The sequence below is a fragment of the Nonomuraea sp. NPDC026600 genome, from assembly GCF_040638335.1.
Lineage (GTDB): Bacteria > Actinomycetota > Actinomycetes > Streptosporangiales > Streptosporangiaceae > Nonomuraea.
Window position 1 is genome coordinate 446,161 of record NZ_JBEZYD010000004.1, and the last position, 25,676, is coordinate 471,836.

General features: G+C 69.9%; 24 protein-coding genes. 15 read left to right on the top strand and 9 right to left on the bottom strand.

What is annotated here, in order from left to right:
- Positions 1 to 16: 16 nt before the first annotated feature.
- Both AB0F17_RS12325 and AB0F17_RS12330 read left to right on the top strand, forming a co-directional pair.
- Positions 17 to 1,399, top strand: coding sequence for a family 2B encapsulin nanocompartment shell protein (locus tag AB0F17_RS12325; protein WP_358020499.1), 1,383 nt, complete (start codon positions 17 to 19; stop codon positions 1,397 to 1,399).
- 53 nt (positions 1,400 to 1,452) lie between these two features.
- A complete protein-coding gene (locus AB0F17_RS12330; RefSeq protein WP_358020502.1) occupies positions 1,453 to 3,615 on the top strand; it encodes a terpene synthase family protein in 2,163 nt (720 codons plus the stop codon).
- Positions 3,616 to 3,622: 7 nt separating this feature from the next.
- Here the strand turns inward: AB0F17_RS12330 and AB0F17_RS12335 are convergent, their stop codons facing one another.
- Positions 3,623 to 3,958 carry an STAS domain-containing protein gene (locus tag AB0F17_RS12335; RefSeq protein ID WP_358020505.1) on the bottom strand — a complete coding sequence of 112 codons (336 nt, stop codon included), beginning with the start codon at positions 3,956 to 3,958 and terminating at the stop codon, positions 3,623 to 3,625.
- Between the two features lie 136 nt (positions 3,959 to 4,094).
- Here AB0F17_RS12335 and AB0F17_RS12340 point away from each other — a divergent pair, with 136 nt between their 5' ends.
- On the top strand, positions 4,095 to 4,397 hold the full coding sequence (locus AB0F17_RS12340) for a helix-turn-helix domain-containing protein (RefSeq protein WP_358020508.1): 303 nt from the start codon (positions 4,095 to 4,097) through the stop codon (positions 4,395 to 4,397).
- Between the two features lie 392 nt (positions 4,398 to 4,789).
- On the opposite strand, the gene AB0F17_RS12345 is transcribed toward AB0F17_RS12340, so the two are convergent.
- Positions 4,790 to 5,041 carry a hypothetical protein gene (locus AB0F17_RS12345; protein WP_358020511.1) on the bottom strand — a complete coding sequence of 84 codons (252 nt, stop codon included), beginning with the start codon at positions 5,039 to 5,041 and terminating at the stop codon, positions 4,790 to 4,792.
- Between the two features lie 556 nt (positions 5,042 to 5,597).
- Here AB0F17_RS12345 and AB0F17_RS12350 point away from each other — a divergent pair.
- Positions 5,598 to 6,938, top strand: coding sequence for an NERD domain-containing protein kinase family protein (locus tag AB0F17_RS12350; protein ID WP_358020513.1), 1,341 nt, complete (start codon positions 5,598 to 5,600; stop codon positions 6,936 to 6,938).
- Positions 6,935 to 7,453 (top strand): GNAT family protein, encoded by a 519-nt coding sequence (locus tag AB0F17_RS12355; protein WP_358020516.1) that lies wholly within the window; start codon positions 6,935 to 6,937, stop codon positions 7,451 to 7,453. Before AB0F17_RS12350 ends, AB0F17_RS12355 begins: the two co-directional genes overlap by 4 nt.
- Positions 7,454 to 7,463: 10 nt before the next feature.
- Here the strand turns inward: AB0F17_RS12355 and AB0F17_RS12360 are convergent, their stop codons facing one another.
- Positions 7,464 to 10,103, bottom strand: coding sequence for a BTAD domain-containing putative transcriptional regulator (locus AB0F17_RS12360; RefSeq protein WP_358020519.1), 2,640 nt, complete (start codon positions 10,101 to 10,103; stop codon positions 7,464 to 7,466).
- 144 nt (positions 10,104 to 10,247) lie between these two features.
- Here AB0F17_RS12360 and AB0F17_RS12365 point away from each other — a divergent pair, with 144 nt between their 5' ends.
- The 4 genes from AB0F17_RS12365 (at position 10,248) to AB0F17_RS12380 (ending at position 13,667) form a co-directional block, all read left to right on the top strand.
- The gene (locus AB0F17_RS12365) at positions 10,248 to 10,649 is read left to right on the top strand and encodes a M23 family metallopeptidase (protein WP_358020522.1); all 402 of its coding nucleotides are present in this window, start codon (positions 10,248 to 10,250) and stop codon (positions 10,647 to 10,649) included.
- A 2-nt stretch (positions 10,650 to 10,651) separates the two neighbouring features.
- On the top strand, positions 10,652 to 12,055 hold the full coding sequence (locus AB0F17_RS12370; RefSeq protein WP_358020525.1) for an N-acetylmuramoyl-L-alanine amidase: 1,404 nt from the start codon (positions 10,652 to 10,654) through the stop codon (positions 12,053 to 12,055).
- 182 nt (positions 12,056 to 12,237) lie between these two features.
- Positions 12,238 to 13,281, top strand: a complete 1,044-nt coding sequence (locus AB0F17_RS12375) for a DUF2293 domain-containing protein (protein WP_358020528.1) — start codon at positions 12,238 to 12,240, stop codon at positions 13,279 to 13,281.
- A gap of 11 nt (positions 13,282 to 13,292) precedes the next feature.
- Entirely contained in the window at positions 13,293 to 13,667 is a 375-nt protein-coding gene (locus AB0F17_RS12380) for an MmcQ/YjbR family DNA-binding protein (protein ID WP_358020531.1), read from the top strand.
- 6 nt (positions 13,668 to 13,673) lie between these two features.
- Here the strand turns inward: AB0F17_RS12380 and AB0F17_RS12385 are convergent, their stop codons facing one another.
- From AB0F17_RS12385 to AB0F17_RS12400, 4 genes are all read right to left on the bottom strand, one after another.
- On the bottom strand, positions 13,674 to 14,873 hold the full coding sequence (locus AB0F17_RS12385) for a serine hydrolase domain-containing protein (protein WP_358020533.1): 1,200 nt from the start codon (positions 14,871 to 14,873) through the stop codon (positions 13,674 to 13,676).
- A gap of 116 nt (positions 14,874 to 14,989) precedes the next feature.
- Entirely contained in the window at positions 14,990 to 16,186 is a 1,197-nt protein-coding gene (gene kynU / locus AB0F17_RS12390; RefSeq protein ID WP_358020535.1) for a kynureninase, read from the bottom strand.
- 4 nt (positions 16,187 to 16,190) lie between these two features.
- Positions 16,191 to 17,345 (bottom strand): ABC transporter substrate-binding protein, encoded by a 1,155-nt coding sequence (locus AB0F17_RS12395; protein ID WP_358020538.1) that lies wholly within the window; start codon positions 17,343 to 17,345, stop codon positions 16,191 to 16,193.
- A gap of 13 nt (positions 17,346 to 17,358) precedes the next feature.
- Positions 17,359 to 18,156: a fumarylacetoacetate hydrolase family protein gene (locus tag AB0F17_RS12400; RefSeq protein ID WP_358020541.1), complete on the bottom strand. Its 798-nt coding sequence runs from the start codon at positions 18,154 to 18,156 to the stop codon at positions 17,359 to 17,361.
- A gap of 74 nt (positions 18,157 to 18,230) precedes the next feature.
- On the opposite strand from AB0F17_RS12400, the gene AB0F17_RS12405 reads away from it, so the two are divergent.
- The 4 genes from AB0F17_RS12405 to AB0F17_RS12420 all read left to right on the top strand — a co-directional run bounded on the left by AB0F17_RS12405 (position 18,231) and on the right by AB0F17_RS12420 (position 20,945).
- Positions 18,231 to 19,031 (top strand): dienelactone hydrolase family protein, encoded by an 801-nt coding sequence (locus AB0F17_RS12405; RefSeq protein ID WP_358020544.1) that lies wholly within the window; start codon positions 18,231 to 18,233, stop codon positions 19,029 to 19,031.
- A 174-nt stretch (positions 19,032 to 19,205) separates the two neighbouring features.
- Positions 19,206 to 19,682: a VanZ family protein gene (locus tag AB0F17_RS12410; protein ID WP_358020547.1), complete on the top strand. Its 477-nt coding sequence runs from the start codon at positions 19,206 to 19,208 to the stop codon at positions 19,680 to 19,682.
- Between the two features lie 151 nt (positions 19,683 to 19,833).
- Positions 19,834 to 20,586: a GntR family transcriptional regulator gene (locus AB0F17_RS12415; RefSeq protein ID WP_358020550.1), complete on the top strand. Its 753-nt coding sequence runs from the start codon at positions 19,834 to 19,836 to the stop codon at positions 20,584 to 20,586.
- A gap of 119 nt (positions 20,587 to 20,705) precedes the next feature.
- Complete coding sequence (locus AB0F17_RS12420) at positions 20,706 to 20,945, top strand: hypothetical protein (protein ID WP_358020553.1); 240 nt, start codon at positions 20,706 to 20,708, stop codon at positions 20,943 to 20,945.
- Between the two features lie 259 nt (positions 20,946 to 21,204).
- Here AB0F17_RS12420 and AB0F17_RS12425 read toward each other — a convergent pair whose 3' ends face one another.
- Complete coding sequence (locus AB0F17_RS12425) at positions 21,205 to 22,284, bottom strand: hypothetical protein (RefSeq protein WP_358020556.1); 1,080 nt, start codon at positions 22,282 to 22,284, stop codon at positions 21,205 to 21,207.
- 147 nt (positions 22,285 to 22,431) lie between these two features.
- On the opposite strand from AB0F17_RS12425, the gene AB0F17_RS12430 reads away from it, so the two are divergent.
- The gene (locus AB0F17_RS12430) at positions 22,432 to 22,953 is read left to right on the top strand and encodes a gamma carbonic anhydrase family protein (RefSeq protein WP_358020559.1); all 522 of its coding nucleotides are present in this window, start codon (positions 22,432 to 22,434) and stop codon (positions 22,951 to 22,953) included.
- On the opposite strand, the gene AB0F17_RS12435 is transcribed toward AB0F17_RS12430, so the two are convergent.
- Positions 22,925 to 23,827 carry a hypothetical protein gene (locus AB0F17_RS12435; protein WP_358020562.1) on the bottom strand — a complete coding sequence of 301 codons (903 nt, stop codon included), beginning with the start codon at positions 23,825 to 23,827 and terminating at the stop codon, positions 22,925 to 22,927. The genes AB0F17_RS12430 and AB0F17_RS12435 overlap by 29 nt on opposite strands.
- A gap of 62 nt (positions 23,828 to 23,889) precedes the next feature.
- Between AB0F17_RS12435 and AB0F17_RS12440 the strand changes: the two genes are divergently transcribed.
- A complete protein-coding gene (locus tag AB0F17_RS12440) occupies positions 23,890 to 25,518 on the top strand; it encodes a hypothetical protein (RefSeq protein ID WP_358020565.1) in 1,629 nt (542 codons plus the stop codon).
- Positions 25,519 to 25,676 lie beyond the last annotated feature (158 nt).

The window sequence follows — 25,676 nt, forward strand, 5'->3', positions numbered from 1 at the left end:
ATTGGCGGTGTTTCGGTTGACGGAATTGGACCAGCGGGACTCAAAGCAGAGCCTGGGCACGGAGGCGGCACGCCGGCTCGCCACCACGGCCAAGACTGCTCCGCAGATGCAGGAGATCTCTTCACGCTGGCTGCTGCGGGCGCTTCCGTGGGTACGAACCGCCGCCGGCACCTACCGGGTGAACCGCCGGCTCACCTACCAGCTCGGCGGCGGCCAGGTCGGCTTCATCAGCGCGGGTGCGGCGTTTCAGGTGTTTCCGCCAAGCCTGACCGAGCTGCCGTTTCTGCAGGGTTTCGACGACGACCCGCTGCTCGCCAGGCTGGCGGGCCTGTTCGAGCAGCGGGAGTACTCGCGGGGCGAGACGATCGTGGAGGAGGGCCACCCGGTGGCCGACCTCCTTCTCATCGCGCACGGCAAGGCCGACAAGCTCCAGACCGGCCCGTACGGCACCAGCGTCGTGCGGGAGACGCTGGCCGACGGCGACCACACGGGCAACGACCTCCCCGGGCTGGAGAACCGGTGGGCGTACACGCTCAGGGCCGGCACTGCCTGCACGGTGCTGGTCCTGCCCAGGGCGGCTTTCCGCGCGGTCATGGAGTTCTCGCCGGCCTTCCGGGCGCAGGTCGATTCCCATCTGCACCGGCGGGCGCGGCCGCGGAACAAGTACGGCGAGGCCGCGATCCATATGGCCGCCGGGCACCGCGGGGAGCCTGTGCTCCCTGGCACGTTCGTCGACTACGAGCTCAGCCCGCGCGAGTACGAGCTGAGCGTGGCCCAGACGATCCTGCGGATGCACAGCAGGGTCTCCGACCTGTACAACCAGCCGATGAACCAGCTCGACCAGCAGCTCCGGCTGACCGTCGAGGCACTACGCGAACGCCAGGAACACGAGCTGATCAACAGCCGGGACTTCGGGCTGCTGCACAACGTCGATCCCCGGCAGCGGGTCTCCACGCGCGGCGGCCCGCCTACCCCCGACGATCTCGACGAACTGCTCAGCCGCAGGAAGAAGACCCGTTATTACCTGGCCCATCCCCGCGCCATCGCCGCCTTCGGCCGGCAGTGCACCGCGAGAGGCGTCTACCCGGACATCGTCCAGCTCGACGGCAGCAGGCTGACGGCCTGGCGCGGCGTGCCGATCCTGCCCTGCGACAAGATCCCGATCAGCCGGCAGGGCACCAGCTCGATCTTCGCGTTCAGGACCGGCGAGGAGGACTCGGGCGTCATCGGCCTGCATCAGACCGGCATCCCGGACGAGTACCAACCGGGGCTCGGCGTCCGGCTGTCCGGCATCGACGGGAAGGGGATCATGTCCTACCTGGTCAGCACCTATTACTCGGCCGCGGTCCTGGTGCCCGACGCGCTCGGCATGCTCGAGAACGCCGAGGTGATGAGCTGATGCTGTTTGACAAGAACCGGCGTTCCGTCGATGGAGAAGGGACGAGCTGATCCATGGCGCAGCCGTTCGAGTTGCCGGACTTCTATGTGCCTTATCCGGCCCGGCTCAACCCGCACGTCGAGGAGGCGCGCACGCACTCCGGGCGGTGGGCGCGTGACATGGGCATGCTGGAGGGCTCGGGCGTCTGGGAGCAGGCCGACCTCGACGCCCACGACTACGCGCTGCTGTGCGGCTACACCCATCCCGACTGCGACGGCCCCGAGCTCTCGCTGATCACCGACTGGTACGTCTGGGTCTTCTTCTTCGACGACCACTTCCTGGAGATCTTCAAGCGCGGGCACGACCGCGCGGGCGGCAAGCAGTACCTGGACCGGCTGCCCGCCTTCATGCCGATGGACCTGTCGTGCGCGACGCCGGAGCCGACCAACCCGGTGGAGGCGGGACTGGCCGACCTGTGGGCCCGTACGGTCCCCGCCAGGTCACTCGACTGGCGGGCGCGCTTCGCCGAGAGCACCAGGAACCTGCTGAACGAGTCGCTCTGGGAGCTGTCCAACATCAACGCGGGCCGGGTGCCCAATCCCATCGAGTACATCGAGATGCGGCGCAAGGTCGGCGGGGCGCCGTGGTCGGCCGGGCTGGTCGAGCACGCCGTGGGAGCCGAGGTCCCGGCCCGCGTCGCCGGCTCCCGGCCGATGCGGGTGCTGCGCGACACCTTCGCCGACGCGGTGCACCTGCGTAACGACCTGTTCTCCTACCAGCGGGAGATCCAGAACGAGGGCGAGCTCAGCAACTGCGTGCTCGTGCTGGAGAAGTTCCTCGGCTGCTCCACGCAGGAGGCCGCCGACACCGTCAACGACCTGCTCACCTCGCGGCTGCAGCAGTTCGAGCACACCGTGTTCACCGAGCTCGGCCCGCTCTTCGTCGAGCGTGGCCTGGACCCGCTGTCCTGCGCGGACGTGCTGGCCTACGTCAAGGGGCTGCAGGACTGGCAGTCGGGCGGCCACGCCTGGCACCTGCGCTCCAGCCGCTACATGAACGACCGCGCGACCAGCAGGCCGCTGGGCACGACGTCGATCATCGACCTGCTGGGCGCGAAGCGGATCCGCGGCTACACGCACGTGCCTCATACGCCGGTCGGCCCGTCGCGGATCCCCGATTTCTACATGCCCTTCGAGGCCAGGAGCTCGCCCCACCTGGAGGACGCCCGCCGGAACCTGGTCGTCTGGGCGCACCAGATGGGGATACTCGACGCGCAGCCGGGCGTCACCGGCTCGGCCGTCTGGGATGAGGAGAAGTTGGTCGACTACGACCTCCCGCTGTGCGCCTCCGGGCTCCATCCCGACGGCACGCTGGAGGAGCTGGATCTGGCCTCGGCCTGGCTGGCTTGGGGGACCTACGGTGACGACTACTTCCCTGTCGTCTTCGGCAGGACCCGCAACCTGGCCGCCGCCCGGGCCACCGTCGACCGGTTCAACGCCTTCATGCCGCTCGACGACTCGGCCTCTCCGCCGCCGACGACCGCCCTGGAGCGCGGCCTGTCCGAGCTGTGGGCCCGTACGGCGGGGCCGATGAGCATGACCACGCGCCGCAAGTTCCGCCTGGCCATCGAGGACATGTGCGCGTCCTGGCTCTGGGAGCTGGACAACCACCTGCTGAACCACGTGCCCGACCCCGTCGACTACATCGAGATGCGGCGGCTGACCTTCGGCTCCGACCTGACCATGAGCCTGTGCCGCCTGGCCCGCGAGAAGGCGATCCCGGAGGAGGTCTACCGGGCCGGGCCGATGATCTCGCTGGAGCACGCGGCCTCCGACTACGCCACTCTGATCAACGACGTCTTCTCGTACCAGAAGGAGATCGAGTTCGAGGGCGAGGTGCACAACTGCGTGCTGGTCGTCCAGAACTTCTTCGGCTGCGACTACCCGGCGGCGCTCGACATCGTCGCCGACCTGATGACGTCCCGGATGAAGGAGTTCGAGCACGTCTTCGCGCACGAGTTCCCGGTCATGTACGACGACTACGACCTGGACGACGAGGCGCGCGCGGCCCTGAACGACTACGTGAGGGAGCTGCGCGACTGGATGTCGGGCATCCTCGCCTGGCATCGCGGCTGCCGCCGCTACGACGAGGCGTCGGTGCGCCGCCACCACCCGCCGCCCGAGTGGCGGCTGGGCGGGCCGAGGGGTCTGGGCACCTCGGCGGCGATGATCGTCTGACCCGGCGTCAGCACCAGCCCAGCAGGCTCAGGAGCCGCCGCTGGAAGGGTGTGAGGTTGCGCAGGCGGATCCAGCGTTCGGCGGGGTCGAGCATGGGCATGGCCAGCACGCGCAGGCCCGACAGATCGATGAAGGTGAGCTCGCTCGTGTCGACGACGATATGCGTGCCGCTCTCGCGGGCGGCGGCCAGGGTCTGGGCGAGGGCCCAGCTGTTGGTGATGTCGATCTCGCCGCGGAGCGCCAGCGCCGGAACCTCGCACCTGGCTCGCAGGAAGACCCGCAGCTGGCCGTCCTCATACAGCAGGCGCTCCGTCGTGTCGGCCGTCTCGCCGTTCGCTGTCATCGCACCCCCAATCAGACCGCACGCTTGGGGGTTGTCATGACCATCACCGCATGTGGCTGTAACCCGGTCTCACATTACACGAAATATGTTTCATCATCTGATATTCACGAAAAAATAGGCGTATTACAGTGAAGTCATGAACCGCCCCGACGCCGCGTCTTCCCCCGCCGTCCGCTGGACGTTCCTCACCAACCACGCGAGGGTGCTGCTGGAACTGGCCAGAGACCCGCGCCAGCGACTGCGGGACGTGGCCGTCACCGCTGGGATCACCGAGCGGACCGCCCAGGGCATCGTGGCCGACCTGGAAGCGGCCGGCTATCTCACCCGCGTCCGGGTGGGCCGGCGTAATCATTACAGCATCGGAGCCGACGAGTGGTTCCGGCATCCCGCCGAAGCGGGGGTACGCATCGGGAGTTTGATCGACTTGTTCACGCGATAATCGGCGAGAATGGCGCCGCCAAGTGGGCGCGCAATAATCGCGTCGCGAATTTCCGGCGCCGATGAGAGCAAGCGCATGGTCGAACTCTTTGCACATGGCCCGCTCTGAAAATTTTCAGCTTATGGCCATATGTGCGCCTCGCACGCCTTGTGAGAAGAGCGCGGGTGGTGTGAAGTGATCACCTCGCGGCCCGGGTCGTGATCGCGACCCGGGCCGCCCGGCGTTCCTGCTCGGTGCGCCACCCGAGCGGATTCCGTGGCCTCGCGAGTATCCACGGAGATGGTTCATGCGGATCGCACAGGCGTCGATCCGGCGGGAGGTATGGCCGACAGCTCTCCGGCATGTGCCCGCTGAGCTGGGCGCGGACCTTCCCGCCTAGGCGACGACCGGCGTCAGTGGTTGTTCAGCAGGTTGAGGTTGACGTCCCCCACGTTCGCGGTGGCGGGGATGTTCGCGGTGGCCGGGATGTTCGTGTACTTGGCCGAGTCGTTCAGCGCGGTGACGTCGTCGAGGAGGGTGGCCTGGCCCATGACGGACTGGCCGCTGTTGCCGGGGCTGGGGTCGACGTCGGCCGAAGCCGCGGAGACGCAGAAGCCGAAAGCGACGCCCGCGATGGCTGCACCGGCGAGAATGCGACGGATCATGTTTGTTTCCTCCATTGGATGGGCGCGGAATTCTCGGCGCCTTAGTCGTTTGTGCAGGGCTGTGAGGTGCCGCCAATAACCATCGTGGCAGGCCGTCGATATCGCAACCCAAGAACGCCTGGCCGGGGTCAAGGGGGCATCTGATTTTCTTGGCATTCGACTTTCCACTGCCACCTGACGGTGAAGGGCATATATGCGTGCGCCGTACACGGTCAACTGAGTTTCATTTATCCGGGCATCGAGAATGATTGGCAGATCGAACGAGCCGGTTGAGCAAGGATCACCCCGGGCTTGGGGTCCGTCCGCGAATCGCGTGGGTGGATCCGGTAGAAAGACGACCGTAAATGCTGATCTGCCGGAGCTCGTCCGGTCGGCCCATGAGAGGGCGCGGGTGACCGGGTTCGACTACTCCGGTGACCCGGAGGTCGGCCGGCTACTCGCTGTACTGACCGCGCGCGTGCCGGAGGGCGGCCGGACGGCGCTGGTGTGATCACGGTCGTCGAGCAGCCCTTCGCGGCAGCATGTTGTCAACGCGTCAACGTGGGAGGATTGGCCCATGGCAGAGATCGTCGGCGGCGGGCACCCGGTCAACGACGCCGAGCGTCGGGTGATCTCCTACCTGCGCGACCACGCGCCCGCCGACTGGCTGCTGCTGCACAACGTCGAGCTGCCGCGCGGCGACGACGTCTTCGAGGTGGATCTGCTCGTCCTGACCGGCCACTCGCTGATCGTCGTCGACGTCAAGGGCACCCGCGGCCGGATCGAGGTGTCGGGCACGCGCTGGTTCCCGCCGCGCAGGGAGGCGTTCGGCTCTCCCGCGACGAAGCTGCGGGGCATCGCGAAGGCGCTGAAGGGACTGCTGGTCTCCAAGAACACGCAGCTCGAGCGCGTCTACGTCGACAGCCTCGTGGTCCTCACCTCGCCCGACGCGGAGCTGGTCGACCCGGCCGGGCGCGACGCGGTCAACGTCACCACCCTGGACGGGCTGCTCGCCACGCTGAGCGACGTCTCGCGGGTCAGGCGCGGGTGCAGTCCCCGCATCAAGCCGTATCTCGCCTCGATACTCGACGCCCTCAACCAGACGGTACGCCGGAGCACCGCGCCGCCCAGGTTCGGTAACTGGGAGGTCGAGGAGCAGCTCGGCGGCGACGCGAAGGTGACCGAATACCGGGCCTTCAACGTCACGCTGCCGGGCAGCGAGACCGTGCTGCTCCGGGTCTACCAGGCCGACCCGCTGGCCGACCAGGCGTCGCGGGTGGCCGAGCGGCAGCGGATCGCCAACGCCTACCAGTCGCTGGCCCGCATCCCGCCGCACCCGTGCGTGGTGCGCTCGCGCGACTTCTTCGCCATCGACGACGAGAGCCGGTTCGTGCTGGTGCTCGACGACGTGCACGGCGAGGCGCTGCACCGGCGCCTGGGCACCGGCGTGCGGCTCGGCGTGATCCAGGACCTGCTGCGCGGACTGGCCCACGCGCACGCCAACGGCGTCATCCACCGGGCGCTGAGCCCGGCGTGCGTGCTGGTGACCGACGGGCACGCGGTGCTGACCGGGTTCGACTACGCCAAGCCCGGACCGCGCAACTACACGGTCGCCCACGAGCTGGGCAACGTGCTCGACGCCCACTACGTGGCCCCGGAGTGCAATGAGCGGCCCGACATGATGACGGCCGCCTCCGACGTCTACGCGGCCGGGGTGATCGCCTACCAGTTGCTCACCGGTGAGCTGCCGACCAGCCCCGACACCCACGGTCCCGCCGTTCCCGACGTGGTGCGCCGGATGCTCGACCACTCTCCCGCCAAGCGCCCGACCGCGGCGGAGTCGCTCGAGGCACTGTCTGGAACGCCGCAGCGGTCACGCCTCAAGCGATTCGTCCGTCGCATAGTGTCGGGATCATGACGATCAAGCTTCGTCCCGCCGCCGAGGACGATCTGCCCTTCCTCAACCGGCTGATCAACGATCCGGAGAGCACGGGCCTCCATCAGTGGTACGGCTGGCAGGACCCCCACCGCACCCGCAAGTGGTGGGAGGAGAACGGGATGCTCAGCGACGACGACGGCCTGCTGCTGGTCGCTGATGGCGACGACCGTGTGGGCTTCATGTCCTGGCGCAAGCAGGTGAGCTCCAGGGTCGCCTTCTGCTGGGAGATGGGGATCATCGTGGCGCCGGAGTTCCGCGGCAAGGGCCACGGCACGCGGGCCCAGCGGCTCCTGGTGCGCTACCTGTTCGACCATTCGCCGGTCAACCGGGTCCAGGCGACGACCGAGATCAGCAACCTGGGCGAGCAGCGGGCGCTGGAGAAGGCCGGGTTCACCCGGGAGGGCGTCCTGCGCGGAGTCGGCTTCCGCGCAGGCGAGTGGCATGACGGCGTGATGTACGGCGTGACCCGCGCGGACCTGGACACCCGGATCTGACCCTACGAGTCTAGGCCGACAGGCTGCGCCGCAGCACGTTGGCGTGGTTGAGATAGTCCAGGGCCAGCCCGGTGCGCCCGGCCGAGTGGTGCACCTCGCCCAGCATCTGCGTGCTCGACGCCGCCCCGCTCCGGTCTCCGAGGGCCTGGAAGATCTCCAGCGACCGCTCCAGCCCGGCGGAGGCCGGCGCCCACTCCCCGCGGGCGGCCTGCAGCCCGGCCAGGCTCTGGAGGGCGTAGGCGCCGCAGTGCCGGTCCCCGAGCGACTCGAAGATTTCGAGCGCGTGCCGGTGGAAGGACATGGCCTTGTGCAGGTTGCCCATCTGCAGGCAGACGCAGCCCTCGCGGTGGGAGTCGCCGAGCTCCTGCGCCAGCCGCATGGCCTGGCCCAGCGACTCCGACGCCAGGGCCAGGTCGCCCGACTTGAGGCAGACCCGGCCGATGGCCTGCCTGGCGAACGCCTCGCCGTGCGGGTCGTCCGCCGCCAGGAACATGGCCAGGGCGCGCTTGAAGTGCCCGAGCGACTGGGCGTGCCTGCCCCGGAACTGGCTCACCGCGCCGAGCCCGCAGATCGAGGTCGCCTCCGCCCGCAGATCGCCCAGGTCGTGGAAGAGCCGGCGGGATCGGGTGAAGCCGTCGATGGACTCCTCGTAGCGGTCCTGGTACAGGGAGACCTGGGCCAGGCCGCGCAGCATGGCGGCCTCGCCGTAGGTGTCGCCCGACGCGCGGGCGGCACCGAGAGCGACGGTGTGGGTACGCTCCCATGTGTCGAGATGGCAGTGCAGGTCCAGATAGGGGACCATCGCGGCGGCCAGTCCCCAGGCGGACTCGGCCAGCCCCGCCTGCGCCGCCACGCTCACAGCGCCGACCAGCGTCTCGTGCTCGGCCTCGAACCACCCCAGCGGGTCCGAGGTCAGGCGGTCGAGCGTCTGCTCGGGCAGCCGCCAGCGCGGGGCCCTGGCGGCGGTGAGGCTGAAGACGGTGGTGGGCAGCCGGGCCATGGCGTGCTCGGTGGTCGCGGTCCAGGCGGCCAGCACCCTGGTCAGGCCCGTACGGTCGGAGCCGCGTTCGAGCGCGTGGCGGCGGATCAGATCCGGCACCCGGTAGCGCGGCTGACCCACCGGGTCGGTGCCGACCAGCTCCAGCAGGTTGACGTCCACCAGCAGGTCGGTGACGTCGTCGGCGCGGTGCCTGCCGAGCGCTGCGTCGACCACCCAGCCGGGCTGGGCCAGGGCGCCCAGGAGGCCGAGCGTGCCCAGCGTACGGGCGGCTTCGTCGGGCAGGTGGCGGTAACTGCGGTCGAGGCAGACCCGCACCTCTTTCAGCTCGCTCAGCCGGTCGTCCTCCAGCCGCTCCCTGAGCACCGAGAGCGACCAGCCCGGCCGGCCGGCCAGCCGCGATCCGGCGCTCCGCACGGCCACCGGCAGGCGCCCGCACGCCTCCACGATCGCCAGGGCCGCGTCATACTCGCGGGACACACGGTCCGTGCCGATGATCCTGCCGAGCAGCGTCAGCGCGTCGCACGCGGACAGCTCGCCGAGGTCGACCTGGACCGCGCCGGGTAACTGCGTGATCCGGCGCCGGCTGGTCACGATGACGGCGCTGTCATTGCCGGGTAGCAGCGGCCGTATCTGGGCCGCGTCGAGCGCGTCGTCGAGCAGCACGAGCATCGGCTGCTCGGCGAGCATCGACCGGAACAACGCGGACCGCTCGTGGATCGTCGGCGGCGCCGTCTCGACGCCGAGCGCCCGCAGCGCCTCCGCCAGCAGGTCGGCCGGCTCCCTGCCGTCGAGATCGAGGTAGAGCTGCCCGCCGGGGAAGTCGTTCCGCAGGGCATGGGCGGCGTGTACGGCCAGCGCCGACTTCCCCGCCCCCGGCGAACCGGAGATGACCGCGATGGAGAACGGCTTGGCCAGCAGGGCCAGCTCGTCGGCCCGGCCGGTGAAGTCGGGCAGGTGCGGCGGGAGCTGCCGGGGCGCGGCCGGCGGGGCCTCGTCGGCCAGGATCGACTCGTGGGCGCGGCGCAGGTCGGCCCCCGGCTCCACGCCCAGCTCGTCGACGAGCTGGGCCCGGATCGTGGCGTAGGCCCGCAGCGCCTCGGCCTTCCTACCGGCCCGGTTCAGCGCCAGGACGAGACGGCTCCACAGGTCCTCCCGGTAGGGATGCTCCACCAGCAGCCCGCGTAGCTGGGTGATCGCCCCGGCGTGGTCACCGCACTCGATCCGCTGGCCGATCAGCTCTTCGGCGGCGCGCAGGCGTACCTCGTTGAGCGGTTCGAGGCGGCGATCCCAGAACGGGCTGCCCGGCAGGTCGGCCAGCGGGGCGCCGCGCCAGAGCGCCAGCGCGTCGGCGAAGCGGGCCTGCGCGACCAGTTCCTCGAACGTCAGCAGGTCCAGCGCGCCGTCGGGCACGTCGATGGCGTAGCCGGAACCGTCGCCACGCAGATGCTCGGCGCCGAGGTCCGTCCGCAGCGAGCTGACATAGGTGCGTAAGTTCGCCTGTGCGGAGCGTGGTGGCCGGTCGGGCCAGAGCACCTCGACCAGCTGGTCCGCGCCGACGATCCGGCCTGTGTCCAGCAACAACGTGGCGAGCAGGATCCTCGGCTTCTTGCCGGAGATCCGGACGGACCGTCCCGACGATCGGACTTCCAACGGCCCAAGAACATGAAAGGTGACCGACATGACCGCATCAGCTCCTCTTTGGAGGCCTGACCACCTTTTGTATCGGTTCTGGACGATTCTTGTGCGCCGAATGCACACCCTGGTCCCACAGATCACATCTGAAAGGTTCACCTCATGAAGCTCAGTGGGCTCGCGGTCGCGGGCAACACACTGTTATTCAGCCTCGGGACGGCGTCGGCGGCAGTGGCCGACCCGACTCCCGAGGCAGAGCAGGCGCAGGTGCCGGCCTCGCCCGGCTTCCAGCCGCCCTTTCCTTGTGGTCAGACCTGGAACAGCAGTTCCACTAACAGCGCCGCGCACCAGTCGAATGAGATCGATTTCAACCGCGGGAGCGCCGCCGATGCCGATCTCGGCGACAGCGTCGTCGCCGCGGCATCAGGCACCGTGGCCGCCCCGGCGAATCAGGGTTCGGCCAACGGCTTCGGCAACCTTGTGCAGATCGACCATGGTGGCGGCCACGCCACCGACTATGCCCACTTGAACAGCCTCTCTCCCTCCGAACATTGCGGGTCATGATGATGAAGAAGCTTCTGTTGGCCGGGGTGCTCATCGTGGGCGCCCAGCAGGCCGCCCTGGCGGGCGCCGCGCAGGCGACCGCCGCCCCCCTTCCGGCCGCCTTCGACAAGGCCGCCACCACCTACGAGGTGCCGCGTGACCTGCTGGTCGCGCTCGGCTACGCGGAGACGCACCTCGACGACCACGACGGCCAGCCCAGCGCCATGAACGGCTTCGGCGTGATGCACCTGGTCAGCAACCCCTCCTCGCACACCCTGGAGGAAGCGGCCAAGATCACCTCCCTGACCGCGGCGAAGCTCAAGACCGACGACGCGTCCAACGTGCTCGGCGGCGCCGCCGTGCTGCGCGCCAAGGCCGACAAGCTCGGCCTGACCGCGGCCGAGCGCAAGGACCCCGCCAAGTGGTACGAGGCGGTCGCCGCGTACGGCGGCGCGGCCAACGAGACCACCGCGCGGGTCTACGCCGACGCCGTCTACGAGGTGCTGGCCGACGGCGTCAACACCGCGGGCGTCAAGGCCGCCGCGAAGGTCGTGGAGCCGGACCGCGGCAAGTACGACTCGGACCCGCGCACGCTCGCGGCGACCACCGACTACCCCGGCGCCCTGTGGGCGGCGGCCAGCTCGTCGAACTACGCCGTGTCCAACCGGCCGACCGACGAGAAGATCGACCGGATCATCATCCACGTGACCCAGGGCTCGTACGCGGGCTCGATCTCGTGGTTCCAGAACCCCGCGGCCAAGGTGTCGGCCCACTACGTGGTGCGCTCGTCCGACGGGCAGATCACGCAGATGGTGCGTGAGAAGAACCGCGCCTTCCACGCGGGCGTCAGCTCCTACAACCACCGCTCGGTCGGCATCGAGCACGAGGGCTTCATCAACGACGCCTCGTGGTTCACCGACCAGATGTACCGCTCGTCGGCGGCGCTGACCAAGAACATCGCCGACCGGTACGGCATTCCGAAGGACCGCAGCCACATCATCGGCCACGTCGAGGTGCCCGGCTCCGACCACACCGACCCCGGGTCGCACTGGGACTGGACCAAGTACATGAGCTACGTCGGCGGCGGCTCCGGCGGCGGCACCAACCCGTACACGGCCGAGAAGGTCTGCGGCGACGGCTACAAGGTGATCGACTCGCAGGCCCTCGGCACCGCGGGCACGGTCTACCTGCTCTACAACAGCGACAACGCCAACAACTGCGTCGCCACGATCAAGAAGACGTCGCTCGGCAAGGCCAGCGCGACCAGCGCGTTCCTCCAGGTGGCCGGCAAGACGAAGGTCACCGACTCGGGCAGCTTCACCTACTACGCGGGTCCCGTCAGGGCGGCCGCGGACAACAAGTGCGTGACGTGGGGCGGCTCGGTCGGCACGTCGACCTACACGAGCCCCCCCGAGCACTGCGGCTGATCCCCCTCAGCTGAAGTGCGCGGCCCTGACACCACCCTCCCGGTGTCAGGGCCGTTTTTCGTGGGTCAGAGCAGGTCCACGATTCCCCCAATATCCTGATCAGCCGGATTACTAACCGCGACCGGCGCAACGAATACGTCCGACCGCGTCATCTCCCGGCAAAGGCACGAGAGACTGGGGCGATGAGCAAGCCGAATCTGGCCCGCAGGGTCGCGGACGCCGCCGAGATCGCGCTGGCCCACCGCAAGTACGTGACGTTCATCGACGTGGTGACCGGCCTGCGCTGGGTGCACTCGCGGCACGTCGACACCTGGCGGCAGGGCCGCGCCGCCACGCTGGCCGAGCTGGCGCCCGTCGACGAGGACCGGTTGCTCACGGCCGCTGCGCTGCTGAAGGACTGGGCGACCGCCAAGGGGCTGCGGCCGGTGGAGACCCCCTATGTCGCCGGCAGCCGCGACCGCCGCGAGCTGCGCTTCACCGCCGACCATGCGCAGGAGGCGTTCCGCGTCCACTGGCTGTCCCCCGACCTCAGCGAGGCCCGGGTGCGGCAGCTCACCGAGCGGCAGAGCAAGGCACCCGACCTGGTGGCAGTGGCCCCGCTCAACGCCTGGACATGCGCGACCTGCGGCGACACGGGCCCTTACCTGATCATGGAAGAGGATGTGCCCCACTGCCTGACCTGCGCCGACATGGACCACCTGGTCTTCCTGCCGGCGGGCAACGCGGCGCTCAGCCGCCGGGCGAAGCAGGAGAGCGGCCTGTCGGCGGTGGTCGTCCAGTTCAACCGGCGGCGCAAGGTCTACCAGCGCCAGGGACTGCTGGTCGAGGAGCACGCGATGGCGGCGGCGGAGGAGCGGTGCCTGGCCGACGAGGAGGTGCGGCTGCGCCGCCGCGAGCGCGACCGGGAGCGCCGGGCCGACCAGGACGTCGACTACCAGGCGCGGATGGCGGCCGAGATCGCCAGACTCTTCCCCGGCTGCCCGGCCGAGCGGGCCCAGGAGGTGGCCGCGCACGCCGGCCAGCGCGGCAGCGGCCGGGTCGGGCGCTCGGCGGCGGCCAGGGCGCTCGACGAGAACGCGATCACGCTGGCCGTGGTGGCCTCGATCCGCCACCTCGACACCGACTACGACCGGCTGCTCATGTCGGGGGTGCCGCGCATGGAGGCCCGCGACCTGATCAGGGACCGGATCGACGCCAAACTGGCCGAGTTCCGGCGCGTTCGATAGCGTCCGAAGGCATGGATGACTGGCACGACGTACGAGAGCGACTGCGGGTCTTCGCCCTCGGGCTGCCGGAGTCTCACGAGGACCACCCGTGGGGCGAGACGGTCGTCAAGGTGAACAAGAAGGTGTTCGTCTTCCTCGGCATCGACGAGCAGACCGAGAAGTGGGCCCCGTCCTTCTCCATGAAGCTGCTGTCCGAGGCCCGCGGCCATGCGCTGACCGTCGAAGGCGCCGCCCCCACCAGCCACGGGCTGGGCAAGGCCGGGTGGGTGACGGTGCCGTTCCTGGCCGAGTTGCCCGAGACCGAGGTGCTGATCGACTGGGTGGAGGAGAGCTACCGGACGATCGCGCCGAAACGGGCGATCAAGCTGCTGGACGGCGAGCCGTAGCCGGGCTCACTTCGCGAAGGCGGCCAGGGCGATGGCGAGGGTCCGCTGGTTCTGGCCGGAGCTCTTGGCGTCGGTGGAGTTGACCGAGTAGGCGAGCGTGCGGCTCAGGTCGCGGGTGGCCCCGATGCCGGCCGCGCTGCCCCACCTGGCGCCGGTCTTGCCGTACGCCACGAGGCCGCCGGGCAGCACCATCCTGGCCAGGCCCGAGGTGTAGACGGCGTCCCCCTTACCGCCGAACATCGGCACCGGCGGCACCGTGAACATCGGCTCCAACTGCGCGGGAGGCACGATCTTGCCGCCGAACAGCGCCTTGACGAACTTCTCCAGATCGGCGGTGGTCGAGATGAGGTCGCCCGAGGCCCAGGTCGAGGTGACGCTCGTCTCGGTCATGTTCACCACGTAGCCCTCGCCGTACTTGACCGCGTCGGGGAAGCCCTGGGGCACGCTCTGGTAGCCCTGGTTGTGCCGGCCGCGGATGCGGACCGAGGTCTCCGGCAGGTAACTGCCGGTCATGCCGACGGGCCGCAGGATCCTGGTCGTCACCTCGTGCTCGTAGGAACGCCCGGTGACCTTCTCGATGAGCAGGCCGGCGACGAACGTGTTGGTGTTGAGGTAGTGCTGCCGCGTGCCGGGGGTGAACTCGATCGGGTTCTCCACGGCCTTGGCGACGTACTCCTCGGGCGTCCACTTCTGGAACCGGGTGGCGTAGATGTCGGCGAAGTCATCGCTCACCTGGGGCGCGGGCAGCCCGCTGGTGTGGTTGAGCAGCTGGCCGACCTTGACGGCCGGGTAGTCGGCCGGCAGCAGGCCGGGCAGGTACTCCTGGACCGTGCCGTCGAGCGACAGCTCGCCCTCGGCGACGAGTTGGAGCACCACCGACACGGTGAAGACCTTGGTGACGCTGCCCGCCCGGAACCGGGCTCCGGCCTTGGCGGCCTTCTTCGTCCGCAGGTCGGTCACGCCGGACACGCCCTGCCACGAGCCCGCCGAGCCGCTCACCCGCACGTCCGCCGCGGTGGCGTCGGCGACGGGCAGGCCCTCGATGCTCTTCGCCAGTGCCGCCGGATTGATCGGCGGCACCTCGACCTGAGCGACGCGATGCGTTGCCGTCAAGGTGTGCGCGGTGGCGGCCTGTGCGGTCGCGGCCTGTGTCGTGGCGGCGGCCGAGAGGGCGAGAACGAGACCGGCGACATGGCTGCGCTTCATGGAAACTCCAGGTGAGAGGCGGTCAACTGCCTCAATCCTGTCGATCACGCGTTCCGCCCGGATCGCCGACGCAGGCGATCTTCCGTCTCCCTCCCAAGAGGGAGTCACTCGGTCGCTCAGGTGACCGCGAGCCGCTGGGCGTACCTCTCCTCCCGCCAGAGCTCCTTCTCCAGCACCTCGGTCAGGACGGCGGCGGCGTCGTACACGTCCACGAACCGCGTGTACAGCGGCGCGAAGCCGAAGCGGAGGATGTCCGGCGCGCGGAAGTCGCCGTGCACGCCGCGGTCGATGAGCGCGCGCATCACCGGGTAGCCGTCGGGGTGGTAGAGGCTCACCTGGCTGCCCCGCCGGGCGGCGTCGCGCGGTGAGGCGAGCTCCAGGGCGTCACCGACCAGATCGACGAAGAGCGAGGTCAGCGCGACGCTCTTGGCCCGAACCTGGCGCATCGGCACCCGCTCCCACACGTCGAGCGCCGCCTCCAGCGCCGCGAACGACAGCACGTGCGGGGTGCCGACCGCGAACCGCCGGATCCCCTCGGCCGGCCGGAATCCGGGCTCGAACGCGAACGGCTCCGCGTGGCCGTGCCAGCCGGGCAGGACGTTCTCGGCGGCGGCCAGGTGGCGCGGGTTGACGTAGAGGAACGCGGGCGCGCCGGGACCCGCGTTGAGGTACTTGTAGGTGCAGCCGACCGCGAAGTCGGCCATCGAGACGTCCACCTCCATGGCGCCGACGCTGTGGCACACGTCCCAGACCATCAGCGCCCCCGCCGCCTGCACCCGCGCGGTCACCGCCGGCACGTCATGGCGGGCGCCGGTGCGGTAGTCGACCTCGGACAGCAGCACCACGGCCGCGTCGTCGAACCGCCCCTCGGCGAAGTCGCGGACCTCATAGCCGCCCAGCGTCCCGGCCAGCCCCTGGATCATGTAGTGGTCGGTGGGGAAGTTCCGCACGTCGGAGACGATCACCCGCCGGTCGGGTCGCAGCCGCGCCGCGGCCGCGACCGTCTGGTAGACGGCGATCGACGTGGTGTTGCCCACCACGACCTGGCCGGGGCCCGCGCCGATGAGCGGAGCCAGCCGGTCACCCGTGGTCAGCGGCTGGGCGTACCACCCCGCGTGGTTCCACCCGCCGACGAGCTGCCCGCCCCACTCGTCCTCGACCGCCTGCCGCACCCGTTCGGAGGTACGGCGGGGCAGCGCGCCGAGCGAGTTGCCCACCAGGTAGACGACGCCCTCGGGCAGCACGAACTCGTCCCGGAAGTCCCTCAGCGGATCCTCGGCGTCCAGGGCGAGGCAGTGGTCGCGATCGAGCATGCGGCTACTTCCTTTCTGGGGGCATCGTGGCGATTACCCGGTTCACGCCATTCTGATACTGACGGGCGTACCAGTTCTGCACCGGGTTGTGCGTCGTGGCGTCGAGCCGGAACGTGCCGCGCGGGCTGGCCAGGTCGCCCACCCGGCCGAGCGCCGTGGACAGATCGCCGCCCAGCCCGGCCGCCCGGTCGATGAGCTGCATGGCGTCCCAGCTCTGCAGCGCCACGGCCGACGGGTTCCGGCCCGTCTTGGCCTTCCACCTGGCCACGAACGCGGCGTTCTCGGGGGTGGTGAGCGCCGGTGAGTAGAGGCCGACGCTGGTGATCCCCTCGGCGTCGGTCCCGATGGCTTCGAGCACGTCTTCGTCGGTGAGGTTCTGGCAGGTCAGCAGGTTGACCTTGGTGTCGTAGCCGAGCTGCTTGAAGGCCTTGGCGAACGTGACCGCCTCGCCGCCCGCGTAGAAGGCGTACAGGAGCTTGGCGTCCGGCGGGATGCGCCTGAGGTAGGGCTCCAGGTCCTCGGACTTGCCGTACGGGGTCAGGATGCGCTTGAGCGGCTTGACCCCGTACCCCTCGGTGAAGCCGTCGAGCGTCTCGGTGCCCCCCGAGTAGTCGGAGGCCATCAGCACGACCCCCGCCTTGCCGTACCGCTTGGCGGCGTACCTGCCCGCCGCGTAACCGTGCTCATGGTTGGTGAACGACACCCGGAAGACGCCGGGCCCGCCCAGCTCGTCGGCGCCGGCGTTCGCGATCACCACCGGCGTGCCGGCCGCCTCCTTGACCACCGACACGGCGACCGGCGAGGAGATCAGGCCGGTGATCACGTTCGCCCCCTCGCGCGCGATGAGCCACCTGGCCTGCTGCTGCCCCTTCTCCGGGTTGCCCGCGTCGTCGGCGACGATGAGCTCGGCCGGTCTGCCGCCCAGCCTGCCGCCGTGCTCCTCCAGGTAGAGGTGCATGGCCGCCTCCATGTCGTCGCCGAGCGTGGCGTAGACTCCGGTCTGCGAGATGATCGCGCCGACCCTGAGCGTGGGGTCCGGCTCCGTCTCCAGCGCGGGCGAGACACCACAGCCCGCGGCCATCAGCGCCACCACCAGTCCGAGCACCGGCCCGCGCATGGGGATCATCGCGATGATCGAGGGGTGGGTCTCGGCCGGCACGCCCCGCGCGGCTTCACGGCGAGAACACCGCCCGCACCGACCCCAGCCCGTCGATGTGCGCCTCGAAGTCGTCACCCGGCTCGACCGGCACCACGGGCCCGAGCGAGCCGGTCAGGACCACGTCTCCCGCCCGCAGCGGGTAGTCGGTACGGCCGAGCCGGCCCGCCAGCCACACGGCCGCGTTGAGCGGCTGGCCCAGGCAGGCGGCGCCCGAGCCGGTCGAGACCTCCTGGTCGCGCCGCGTCATCGTCATGGCGGCCCGCCGCAGGTCCAGATCCATCAGCGAGGCAGGCGTGCTGCCCAGCACGAACGCGCCCGCGGAGGCGTTGTCGGCGATCGTGTCGGCCAGCGTGATGTCCCAGTCGGCGATGCGCGAGTCCGCGATCTCGATGGCGGGCAGCGCGAACTCCACCGCCCTGATCACGTCCGCCACGGTGAAAGGGCCGCCGATCAGGTCGCGGCCGAGTACCAGCGCGACCTCCGCCTCGGCCCGCGGCTGCAGGAACCGCTCCACCGGCACAGGAAGCCCATCGAGGTACGACATATCCGCGAAAAGCATGCCGTAGTCGGGTTCGTCGATCCCGAACTGCTTCTGCATCAGCGGGTTGGTGACGCCGATCTTCCTGCCGACCAGCCGTCGCCTCTCGTCCAGCGCCCGCCGCGTGTGGATCTCCTGTACGGCGTAGCCCTCGGCGGCGGTGCTGATCATGTCCCTGACGGGAGCGCACGGCTTGCCCAGGCGCACGGCCTCGGCCAACCGGTCCGCGGCGTGGACGCGGGCGTCTACCGCCTCTGACCATTCGTCATGCATCAGGCTGCTCCAGCTTCATCGTGATCGTCGTGGGTGGGAGTGGACCGGGAACGTCCTTGACATCGTCCCTTCCGATGGCTTCACGCGCCATGCCGTACGTACCCGATCTGTGCCTCCCGGCCACGCCATCGATGCGCCGACGGCCGCCGATCGCCATCCTTGACTACATGCAGAAGCGCATCGACCGCATCGCGGCCCACGACGGCTCCTTCGACGTCCATGTCTGGCTCCCCGGCCCCGGCACCGGCCCCGGCATCCTGCTCATCCAGGAGATCTACGGCGTCGGGCCGTACATCGCGAAGGTGGCGGAAGAGCTGGCCGCACTCGGCTACGTCGTGGCCTCGCCCGACCTGTTCTGGCGGCTCCAGCCCAACTGGATCGGCGAGCACACTCCCGAGGGCACGGCCGCCTCGATCGAGCTGGCCGGCCGTTTCGACGTCCCGCAGGCCGTGGCCGACTGCGCGCTCACCCTGGCCCACCTGGGCGAGCTGCCCGAGGTGACCGGTGGCGTCGGGGCGCTCGGGTTCTGCCTGGGCGGCTCGCTGGCGTACCTGCTGGCCACCCAGACCGAGCTCGGCGCCGTGCTGTCCTTCTACGGCTCGGCCGTGCCCGAGGCGGCCGGGCTGATGGAGCGCATCGGCTCGCCCCTGCTGCTGGTGTTCGGCGGCAGCGATCCGTACATCCCGCGTGACCAGGTGGCCACGGTCGAGCAGGCCGCGGCGGGCCGGGACAACGTGCTCATGCACGTCGAGGAGGAGGCCGGGCACGCCTTCCACAACAGCGAGTCGCCGATGTTCCACCAGCCGGAGCCCGCCGCGCGGGCCTGGCGGGTCGCGCGCGACTTCCTCGCCGAACACCTGCCCGCGCGCCCATAGCCGACCCACGCGCCCGCGTAGCCGATCGCCCCGCCCGCGCGCCGGCCCGTAGGCACCTGTCCGGAGGGACAGCTTCCCGTACCACTGGACGGCCGCCATCATGGTCCGATGGCTCGGACGTGGGATTTGTGGGGAAACGTCATTATTGCTGGTACCTTTGCGCTGCCGCTGGCCGTGCTGGCAATCTTGCTCCTCGCCCGTCACCGCGCCCGAGCCCGCCATCCGGCGCCCACCCGCACCGCCCTGGCCGACGTCGGAATCGCCGTCGGCACCGCGCCGTGGGTGTGGATGATCCTCACTCCGGCCGGGGGTCCGGCCGGGGTCAGCCTCGTGCCGTTCAGCGACCTCATCGACGTGGTCAACGCCCCTTGGGAGACCGTGTTGGTGCAGGTGGGGGGCAATCTGCTGGTCTTCGCGGCGCTCGGCGCGCTGCTGCCCGTACGCACCGCGCGGATGGCCTCGACGGCCCGCGTCGCCGCCGTCGCGGCGGCCGCCTCGATCACCGTGGAGGCGCTTCAGTACGGCCTGCGGCTGGGCCGCCTCTCGTCGATCGACGACGTGATCGTCAACACATCGGGCGCCGTGCTCGCCGCGCTGATTACTCGCCGCTGGTGGGCGAGCCGAGTAGTGGCCGGGACCGTTCCACGATAACGGTCCGCTGAAACTCGGCCGACTTCATCACACAGGCATGATGCGCTCAAAAGAAGCTCGCAACCATCCCCCGTATCTGTGCGATCGTGGACAAGACGGGGCAAGTTCTCTGGAGACGCCAAACCCGGTTGGTGACAGAGGGTGGTCGAACGTGTCTGAAGTCCCGGTTCCCCACGAGCCCCCGATCTATCGACGCATCGCCGACGGTCTCCGCTCCCGGATTCTGTCCGGCGAACTGCGCGACGGGGATCGGCTACCGGGCGAGAACACGCTCATGGCCGACTACGGGATCGCCCGCGCCACCGCCAGGCAGGCACTCGCCGTAGTGATCAACGAGGGGCTGGCGGTACCGAAGCGAGGCTCGGGGGTCTACGTGCGACTGTTCAAACCAATCCGGCGGCACGGCTCACGCCGGCTCTCACGCGAGCAGTGGGGTCAGGGGCGCACCATCTGGGACGCCGACACCCGCGGTCGCCCTTTCACCGTGGACGAGGTTGAGGTGGCGCACGAACGGGCGGCCGAGGAGGTCGCGGGCGTCCTCGACAGCGGCGAGGTATGGATACGGCGGCGCCGCTACTCGGTCGACTCCCGGCCCGTGCAGCTCGCCACGTCCTACTTCCCCGCCCTCCTGGTCGAGGGCAGCGCCATCACCTCCCTCGACACGGGGCCGGGCGGCGTGTACGCGAGGCTGCGCGACCTCGGCCTGCCGCCCACCCACTTCACCGAGGAGGTACGGGCCAGGATGCCGGGACCGCGCGAGACCGGGCTGCTCGACCTGCCCGGCGGCACTCCGGTGATCGTGATCACCCGGACCGCCTACACCTCGGCGGGCGTGCCCGTCGAGCTCAACGAGATGGTCCTGGACTCGGCGGCGTACGTACTTCAGTACGACTTCGACGCTTAGGTCAAGCAGAAATGTCAAGCGATAGGTTGACCTGTCCCTTGCGATCATTGTCTTCTCTAGAGATGTGACGGACCCTTCAAGGAGATGGAACCTCGCGTGGGTCCCGGAGGGATGATCAGATGTCCTTTGACCGGCATCTAGCCGACATCGCCCGGGAGTTCGCGCAGTGGACCATCTGGCGGAGCGACGCCGGCCGTTGGTGGGCCACGCGACATCACCCGCTCAGCGCGGCGCAGCGCGATGCCGGGTGTGCGATGACCATCGACGCCGACGACCCGGAGGGCCTGCGCGAGCAACTCCGGGACCAGGAGAGCAGGGCCGGCGAGCACGAGCCGCGAGCCGGTCCGGCGCCTCCGTGATCGCGTCGCGGCGGACCGTTCCAGCGGGACGCCGTGGACGCTCGCGAGCAGCCCGGTGCCGGGTCCAGCGTCTCGGCGGCTCCGGTACCGGGCCCCCATAGGGGCCGCGATCGCGGAAGCCCCCGACCCGATCGGGGGCGGGGGCTTCCGCCCGTGGGACGTGAAAAGGGCCCCGCCACATCGGGCGGGGCCCTACCTGCTTGTCGGGGCCTGCCTCTCGGCGGCCTGTCTATCGGCGTCTATCGGCGGCGTTCGACGGTCAGCGTCGGACGTCCGACAGGCGGCCGATGATGTCGATGTCCGTGTCGTCGGAGACGGGGCGCGCGACCTCCGCCGTCCGCTCGGCCGGGCTGTCCTCGACGATGACCCGCACGTCGTCCTGCGGAGTCGGCAGGTGCTCCGGCTCCTCGACAACAGCCTCCTGGACAACGGTGTCCTGGGGAGCGGGCTCCCGGACGACGGCTTCCTGAACGACGGTGTCCTGGGAAGCGGGCTCCAGGGAGGCGGGCGTGGGAGCCGGTTCGATGACGAGCGGGCCCGCCTTGCTCTCGGTCTGCATGAGGTCGCCGAGCACGGAGCTGATCTCGGTCAGCCTGCGCACGACCTCCGTGTGCGTGTTGCTCAGGTATTCGACGCGCCGGCCCGCGTGCTCGTCGAGCGACTCGACCCGCTGCCGCGCCGACTCCAGCGTCGACTCGGCCTCGGCGCGAGCGCTCGTGAGGGTCCGCTCGGCCTCCGAGCCGGTGGACTCCAGGAGCTGCTCGGCCTCCTGCTTGGCGGAGGTGAGCACGCTGTCGGCCTCGGCCCGCGCCTCGCGCAGGGTGTCCTCCGCCTCCGTGCGCGAGCTGGTCAGCTTCTCCTCGGCATCGGCGCCCGCCTGGGCCAGCATGCGCTCGGCAGCCCCCGTCGCCTCGCCCACGCGCCGCTCGGCCTCCGACTGAGCGGAGGTCAGCATGTTGTCCGCCGTCTCACGCGCGGAGGTGACCAGCCGGTCGGCCTCCGACTTGGCGGCGTCACGCACACTGACGGCCTCGGCCTCGGCGTCTTCCTTCTTGGCGGCGGCTTCCTCTTCCCCCAGCCGGAGAATCTGCGCCAGCCTGGGGCTGAGGTCCTCGTAGCTCTGCGGCGCCTCCACCATGCGCCGCCTGGCCTCCGCCAGCTCGACCCGGCCCTGCTCGGCCTGGTCGATCGCCCGCGCCAGCCGCTCTTCCAGATCTCGGACCTGGTTACGGGTACGGATCATGTAGTCGTGTACCTGACGGCGGTTGTAGCCGCGCATCACGACCTCGAAGGTGTCCTCTTGCATCAGATCGGGAATGCTCTCGTGCTGGTTTGTCATGGGGGTTACCTAAGGGTTTGCGTGAGGCGGGGGAAACCGGCAGCTTGTAAGGGTCTGGCGTCGAGACGTCAGGAATCGACTTTCCTGCCATCTGCCCACGTCCGCAACCGGAACACCAGACCTGGGCTGGGAATTACGATGTGACGGGTGTACATCGCTGCATTGGACAACGGGGCAGTCCCGGACATTCATCCCGAGGCGTACATCGCGCCAGGCGCCGTCGTGGTGGGCAGGGTGCGTGTGGGCCGGGCGTCCAGCATCTGGTACGGCTCCGTTCTCCGGGGTGACGACGAACGAATAGAGATCGGCGAGGAGTGCAACGTACAGGATCTGTGCTGCCTCCATTCCGACCCGGGCGAGCCGGCGATCTTGGAGCACCGGGTCAGTCTCGGCCACAAGGCCATGGTGCACGGCGCCCATGTGGAGTCCGGAGCGCTGATCGGCATCGGCGCGATCGTGCTCGGTGGCGCCCGCATCGGCGCGGGCACTCTGGTCGCGGCGGGCGCCCTGGTCGGGCCGGGCAAGAAGATCCCGGCCGGGGTGCTGGTCGCCGGAGTGCCCGGGAAGATCGTGCGCGAGCTCACCGACGACGACCGGGCGGGCTTCGCGAGCACGCCGGACAACTACATGGCCAAGGCGCTCAGGCACCGGACGGCGTCACCACTTTGATCAGGACGTCGTCCGGCACCGACGCGGTGTTGAGCGGGTCCGCGTAGTCGGGCAGCTCGGGCCGGAGAAACCGGACGAAGTCGACGGTCATCTTGACGTCGGGCGTGCCCTTGACCTGTTTGGCGTTGCCCTTGGAGGGGTCTTTCTTGAGCGCGCCGTAACTGTCCCAGTCGGTGTAGGCGGCCATGCCCCACTGCAGCACCTCGGGCAGCTCCGACGGCCAGCGCCCGCCGACCTTCCAGGTGCCGCCGTCCTCCTTGTACAGGGCCACCGCGAGGCGCCCGACCCTGGCCAGGACGAACTCCACCCAGCCACTCTTGATCTTGACTTCGTGCGGCCCGGAACTGCCGTCCTTGGTGTACGTCATCTCCAGCCGGCCGCTCTCGTCGGCCGTGCCGGTGGTGACCGACATCCAGTTCGCCTTCGCCGACGAATTGGGCACCCTGGCCATCAGGCCGCCGAGCGAGAACTTCCGCGTGGGTTTGCCGCCCTTCTTGCCCTCGACCTTGAGCCGCGCGTGCATGACGATGTTCCCGGCGAGTTCCTGGTAGACGAACGGGCCGCGGAAGCCGTCGAACCAGGCGGAAACCTTGGGCTCCAGGTATAACGAGCCCTTCGCGGTCGTGTTCACGTCGAGTTTGGCGATCCGATCGAGATCCTTTTCGGTGTCGCTCAGCTTGCTCCACACCGACAGACCGGTGGCGGCGGCGAACTCGTCCGACGCCGAACCCACCTCTCCACCGGGCGCGGGCGGTGCCGCGTCCTTCAGGGTCAGGACGCCGGGGCCGGTGGGGGTCGGCTGCGCCGAGGTCGCGGTCCCGCACCCGGCGAGCACGCCTGCGACCGCCACAACTCCAGCCATTGTTGCCCTCATGCTGGACATTCTGCCGTGTAAAGCCCATTGTCGATTCCGATCGGACCAGTACGATGGCCGCCGTGCGCTCCTGGAATGCGTTCACCGCCGTCGAGGCGGACGTCCGCGCGATGGTCGCGGACCCGGGCTGGCAGGGGCTTCCCGTGCCCGTGCGCGCCCAGGTGATCGCGGCCAAGGCCCTGGTGACGCCCGAGGGCGACAGATGGCTGTTCGGGACGCACGCGCGCTGGTATCTGCACGACCCCGCCGACGGCCGCTGGCACCTCTCACCGCCGCCCAGAGCCGCTCTTACCCGCAACGCGGGACATCCCGCCGCGGTGCTGCCCGTCCGGGTGATACCGCGCGGGCCCGACTTCGCCGCCGAGCCCGGCTCCACCCAGGCGTTCGTCGGCCCCGACGTGCCCCACGCGCTCACCGACCGCATCCGGCTGCTGCTGCGGGGCGAGGAACGCCGCTCCGAGCTCGACTACCCGATGACCGCCTTCGGTGAGATCTTCGCCAGAGACGTGCCGAGCACGGTCGCCGCGATCTGGGGGACGATCATGTGGTGCGCGTACGCGCCCGCCTTCGACGGCAACGAGCTGCTCATCACGGCCTTCGGCGAATATCTGCGGCGGCCGCTTCCCGGTGACGAGTGGGTGCGCTGGCTGCCCGCGCCGCCGCTGCTCGACCTCGTCACGCTCGTCTCCGAGCGGCTGCGCGCCGGCCAGTCCCGCGCCGCCCTCCGGCTGGCCGCGATGATGGCCGACACGGCCCAGGTCCTGCTGTCGGACCCCCGGTTCAGGCCGCGCGCGCTGGCGCTGCTCACCATGGTGGAGCCCACGCTCAGACAGCCCCACCTGGACGACCGCGCGGCCCTGCGCGACGACCACACGGCACGGCAGGCGTGGCTCGACCGGCTGCCGGAGCGGCTGGGCAGGGCGGTGCTGGTGGAGACCGATCCCGAGGCGCACTTCCGCCACACCGTGTACGACCTGGTCGAGGCACTGGACTTCACCACCGAGCCGTCCCGGGCGGCGGCCGCCTTCCTGGCGGACCTCTCCGACTCGCGGGGGCTGCTTCCCCGGTACCTGGACCACCGGTTGCGGCGGGCGTACGACGAGCTCGCCAAGGCGGGGCTGACCAGCACCTCGGCGGCGGAGACCACGCAGCCGGAGGGCTTCTCCACGCAGACGCCACCGCCCTACCCGTGGCGCGCACCGGAAACGGGAGCCTACGCGGTGCCCTCTTCGTGGACCGGGACCGGCGACCGGGGAAGCGCTCACGCCATGCCGGAAACGGGCGCCCACGCCGTACCAGGAACAGGCGCTTACGCCATGCCAGGAACGGGCTCCCACAGTGCACGGCAGCCGGGCGCCTCTGGCGCGCCGGAAACGGGCGCGCACGCCGTACCGGAGACAGGCGCTCACTTGGTGCCGGGGACGGGCGTTCACGACGGGCCGGGGGCGCGGGGCTCTGGCGTGCCGGGGGCGGGGAGGGCGGCGGCGTCCGTGCGGGAGGAGCCGCGGGCGTCAGGATCCGGTGTCGAGCCGCCCGATCGGGCGGCAGCGGCGGCCGTGCTGGGCGCCGCGTACGCCGTGGGGCTGGCGTGGGGGCGGCTCACGGGGGCGCGGGTGCCGGAGCGCGGGTTCGCGGGAGCGGCGGCGCTCGTCCACCGCTTGATCCCCGAACGCGATGACTTGCACTCCTAAACCACTAATATCGCTATTTCACCCTAACCCCGCCTATAGCCTTCTAACACTTGAGACAACACACCATTAGCTGAATTGTGATCTCGGATTCGGGAAATGATCCCCGTGGGGCCCAGGTGGCGTTCAAAGGAATGACTCCGATGGGCCATGTCGCCCGA